The 4,606-nt window shown below is 71.3% G+C and carries 4 protein-coding genes and 1 pseudogene; 1 reads left to right on the forward strand and 4 read right to left on the reverse strand.

Going from position 1 to position 4,606, the window contains the following annotated elements:
* From ABT381_RS35180 to ABT381_RS35190, 3 genes and pseudogenes are all read right to left on the reverse strand, one after another.
* A pseudogene (locus tag ABT381_RS35180) lies at window positions 1–227 on the reverse strand (hypothetical protein); the annotation flags it as partial.
* A 146-nt stretch (window positions 228–373) separates the two neighbouring features.
* Window positions 374–1,645, reverse strand: a complete 1,272-nt coding sequence (locus ABT381_RS35185) for a L,D-transpeptidase (protein WP_351602006.1) — start codon at window positions 1,643–1,645, stop codon at window positions 374–376.
* Window positions 1,646–1,867: 222 nt separating this feature from the next.
* Entirely contained in the window at window positions 1,868–2,197 is a 330-nt protein-coding gene (locus ABT381_RS35190) for a hypothetical protein (RefSeq protein WP_351602009.1), read from the reverse strand.
* A gap of 106 nt (window positions 2,198–2,303) precedes the next feature.
* Here ABT381_RS35190 and ABT381_RS35195 point away from each other — a divergent pair, with 106 nt between their 5' ends.
* Window positions 2,304–2,708: a hypothetical protein gene (locus ABT381_RS35195; protein ID WP_351602011.1), complete on the forward strand. Its 405-nt coding sequence runs from the start codon at window positions 2,304–2,306 to the stop codon at window positions 2,706–2,708.
* 160 nt (window positions 2,709–2,868) lie between these two features.
* Here ABT381_RS35195 and hutH read toward each other — a convergent pair whose 3' ends face one another.
* Window positions 2,869–4,413, reverse strand: a complete 1,545-nt coding sequence (gene hutH, locus ABT381_RS35200) for a histidine ammonia-lyase (RefSeq protein WP_351602013.1) — start codon at window positions 4,411–4,413, stop codon at window positions 2,869–2,871.
* Window positions 4,414–4,606 lie beyond the last annotated feature (193 nt).

Genomic DNA, 4,606 nt, shown 5'->3' on the forward strand with positions numbered 1-4,606 from the left:
AGCTGCTCGGCAAGGGTGTCATCGACTCCGAGACGATGATCACCCACCAGTTCGCTCAGCGCCGAGGCTCCGGCCTCGACGGCGTCCTCGGCGGCCCTGCCGTCAGCGGCGTACCGGACCGCGCCCAGTACGCGTGCCACGGTCTCCTCGGCGCCGTTCCCGGCCCCGCTCTCCCGGCGCCCGCCGCGCCCGTCGCCCTTGCTGCCCTTGTTGCCCTTGTTGCCCACCGGGTCACTGTACGGACGCGTACGGTGCGGCCGGAAACGACAGCGGGCGGCACTCCGGACCGGTGTCCGGGGTGCCGCCCGCGCACGGCTCGGGGAAGCCGTCGGGTCGGTGAGCTGTCAGGTCGGGCCAGGTCGGGTCGCCCGGGTCACTGCAGGGCGCTGCCCGCCGCCCACTGGGACCAGTCCATGTTCCAGCCGTTCAGGCCGTTGTCGGGCTGGATGGTCTTGTCCGGGGAGTTCTTCATGACGACGACGTCACCGAGGAGGGAGTGGTCGTAGAACCACGCGCCGTCGGTCTTGTCGCTCTTGGCGCCCTTCGCGTCCTCGAGGCCGATGCAGCCGTGGCTGGTGTTGGCCTTGCCGAAGATGCCCTTGCCCCAGTAGTTGCCGTGGATGAAGGTGCCGGAGTTGGACAGCCGCATGGCGTGCGGGACGTCGGGGATGTCGTACTCGCCCTTGCCGTCCTTCTTCTTGAAGCCGACCGTCGAGCCGTCCATGCGGGTCTGGAGGTACTTCTCGGAGATCACCAGCTGACCGTTGTAGGTCGGGTTCTCCGGGCCGCCGGCCGAGATCGGGATCTGCTTGACGGTCCTGCCGTCGCGCACCACGGTCATCTGGTGCGTCTTGGCGTCGACGGTGCTCACCTGGGAGCGGCCCACGTCGAAGCTGACGGTCTTGTCCTGGATGCCCTGCACGCCGGGCGACGCCTCGACGCCGTCCAGGTCGAGGTTCATGGTGACCTTGGAGCCGGCCTTCCAGTACTCCTGCGGGCGGAAGTCCAGGCGGGTGTCGCTGAACCAGTGGCCGACGACCTTCTGGTTGCTGCTCGCCGCGACCTTGATCTTCGACTCGACGGCGGCCTTGTTCTTGACCGGCTTGTCGAAGTTCAGCGACACCGGCATGCCGACGCCGACGGTCGAGCCGTCCTCGGGGGTGAAGTTCCCGATGAAGCTGTTGGTGGGCGAGACGGTGGTGAACGTGGAGTGCTCGACCGCCGTGCGGCCCTTGGAGTCCTCGGCGTGCGCGGTGATCCGGTACTGCGTGGAGCGCTTCAGCGGGGACTGCGGCTTCCAGGACTTGCCGTCGGGCGCGAGCGTGCCGGCCACCTTCTCCTTGGACTCCAGGGAGGTCATGGTGACGTCGGTCAGCTTGCCGTGCGCGACGGTGACCTTGGTGTCGCTGTTGATGCCCGCGTTGTCCGTACCGCTCTTCGGCGCGATCTTGATCGAGGCGTCCGAGGCGTCCTGGGCGGCCGCCCTGTCGACCTGTTCCTGCTTCTGGTGCTGCTGGGGAGGTCCCGAGCCGCCGCTGTCGCCGCTCGCCTTGTCACCACCGCCGCCGCAGGCCGCGAGCGTCAGCGCCCCGCCGAGCAGCGCGGCGGTGGCTATGAAGCCCCTGCGGCGCTTGCTGTCCGTCATCAGTCACTACTCCATTGCTTACTGAACCTGAAGGTTCCCCGAGCCTGACTGGGCACACTTGGTCCCAGTCGCTCCCATGATGAACACCTGTTCCCCATTTCCCGTTCCATTCGCCCGGAAAGTGTGGGAAAGGACACCCGCCGGTACGGGCGGGCGGACACCGCCGGTACGGGCGGGCGGACGGCCGCCCGTACCGGCCCTTCAGGCCCCCGGAGCAGGGCCTCAGGCGAGGTCTTCGTCGTCCCCCGCATCCCCGAGCTCCCACTCCTCGGCCTCGGGGTCGTAGTCGGTCTCCTCGCTGGTCCAGGACGCCTGGGTGAGCTCGACGCCGGGCACGTCGTTGACGAGGTCGAAGGGGTCGACGAGGTGGGCGACGGCCTCGGCCGGCTCCGCCTGGACCGCTTGTCGCGCGTAGCTGCGCTCCCGATCGGACAGGTGGTCCTCGTCGCTGATCCCGTCGAGTGCCGCGCCGGTCAGCAGATCGGGGTCCGTGATCTCCATGATCAGGTCGACGCGCAAGCGGACAAACCGTGATGTGTCACCGTTGTTCATGCCACGGAGCGTAGGCACGTCGGGCCCCTGCCTTCCCCGCGACCCGCGGCTGTTACTAACATCTGCGTAACGGCCAACGCGCCGAGCCGTGAAGGGGGATCGTTCCGTGACCGCACGCCGACCACTGGTGACTGCCGCAGCGGCCGGTTCGGTGCTGATCGCGCTGTGTTTCGTACCGTCGGCGAACGCCACGGCCGAGCACGACGACGGAATGCGGCACTCCGCCGTCCCGGCCGTGGGCCAGGACGTACGGGCCGGTACGGACACGAGTACGGGCACGAGTACCGACACGAGTACGGACCCGACCGCGGGGACCGGTCAGCAGGCGCGCGTCGCCCCCGGTACGCAGGTCGCCGACGGCACGGACGGCGCGCAGGGCACCGGCGAGGTCCGGCTCGCCGACTCCGGCTCCATCGACACGACCCCGTACGCCGTCGGCGGTACGGCCTTCCTCGGCGTCGGGGCCGCCCTGGTCACCCTCGCCGTGCGCCGCTCGCGCGAAACGGCCTGACGGCCGGAACCCGCCGCGCCCTTCGGGGCGATTCGAACGATCACATCCCCCCAGCAGGGGGTTACCCAGAGGGGACGGCGGGGAACCTCCGGCTCCGCGCTCAGGCCAGTCCGCCGGCGCTCAGGCCGGTTCGCCGGTCCTGAGGCCGGTTCGCCGGCGCTCAGGCCAGCTTCCCCGTGACCGACTCCGCGGCCGCGACCAGCCTGCCGCTGCGTACGACGTCGTACGCCGCCGCCAGGTCAGGAGCGAGGAAACGGTCCTCCCCCGGTCCCTGCACGCCCTCGGCCCGTACGGCGTCCAGCACCGCGCGGGTGGCGGGCGACGGGGTCAGCCCGGCGCGCAGCTCCACCGCGCGGGTCGCCGCGTACATCTCGACGGCGACCACCCGGGTCAGGTTGTCGATCGCGGTCCGCAGCTTGCGCGCCGCCGACCAGCCCATCGAGACGTGGTCCTCCTGCATGGCGGAGGACGGGATGGAGTCCACCGAGGCCGGGGCCGCGAGCCGCTTCATCTCGCTGACCAGCGCGGCCTGCGTGTACTGGGCGATCATCAGCCCGGAGTCCACGCCCGGGTCGCCGGCCAGGAAGGCGGGCAGGCCGTGCGAGCGGTTCTTGTCCAGCAGCCGGTCGGTGCGGCGCTCGGCGACCGAGCCGAGGTCCGCGGCGGCGATGGCGAGGAAGTCCAGGACATAGGCGACCGGGGCGCCGTGGAAGTTGCCGTTGGACTCCACCCGGCCGTCCTCCAGGACGACGGGGTTGTCCACGGCGGCCGCCAGCTCGCGCTCGGCGACAAGGAGGGCGTGCGCGAGGGTGTCCCGGCCCGCGCCCGCGACCTGCGGGGCGCAGCGCACGGAGTAGGCGTCCTGGACGCGCGGCGCGTCGTCCTGGTGGTGACCGGTGAGGCCGGAGCCGGCCAGCACCTTGAGCATGTTGGCGGCCGAGGCGGCCTGGCCCGGATGCGGGCGGATGGCGTGCAGCTCGGGCGCGAGGACCTTGTCCGTACCGAGCAGCGCCTCCAGGGAGAGCGCGGCGGTGATGTCGGCCGAGGTGAACAGGCGAGCGAGGTCGGCACAGGCCATCACGAGCATGCCGAGCATCCCGTCGGTGCCGTTGAGGAGGGCCAGGCCCTCCTTCTCGCGCAGCTCGACAGGCTCGATGCCGTGCGCCGCGAGCAGCTCGGCGGAGGGCCGCACGACGCCGTCGGGGCCCTCGGCCTCACCCTCGCCCATCAGGGTCAGCGCGCAGTGCGAGAGCGGCGCGAGGTCGCCGGAGCAGCCGAGCGAGCCGTACTCGTGGACGACCGGGGTGATGCCCGCGTTCAGCAGCTCCGCCATCGTGTCGACGACCAGGGGGCGTACGCCCGTACGGCCCGAGGCGAGGGTCTTCAGGCGCAGGAACATCAGCGCGCGTACCACCTCGCGCTCGACGCGCGGGCCCATGCCGGCCGCGTGCGAGCGGACGATGTTGCGCTGCAGCTGGGCGCGGAGCTCGGGGCTGATGTGCCGGGTGGCGAGCGCGCCGAAGCCCGTGGAGACGCCGTAGACCGGGTCCGGCTTGGCGGCGAGGTCGTCGATGAAGGCGCGGGAGGCGGCGACGGCCGCGCGCGCGTCGGCGGACACCTCGATCCGGGCGGCGCCACGGGCCACGTCGATGACGTCCTGAGCGGTCGTGCCGGTCGTCCCCAGCACCACGGTGTGCATATCCATATTCAGGCACCCTAGAGAGTGAAAGCGCAGATGTCATCAGCGGGGTGCGGCAGCACCCCTTACCTCGGAGAACGCACGGGCACGGCCCGCCCCGCCTCTTGGTTCAGCGGCGGAAGCGGCGGCGCTCCCCGTGCGGCGCCGCCGGGCCGCGGTCCGGCGCGTCGGCCATGCGGACCACCGGGTCGTCCTCGCC

Origin of the sequence: Streptomyces sp. NPDC000151, assembly GCF_040301705.1 — a bacterium.
Taxonomy (GTDB): Bacteria; Actinomycetota; Actinomycetes; order Streptomycetales; family Streptomycetaceae; genus Streptomyces.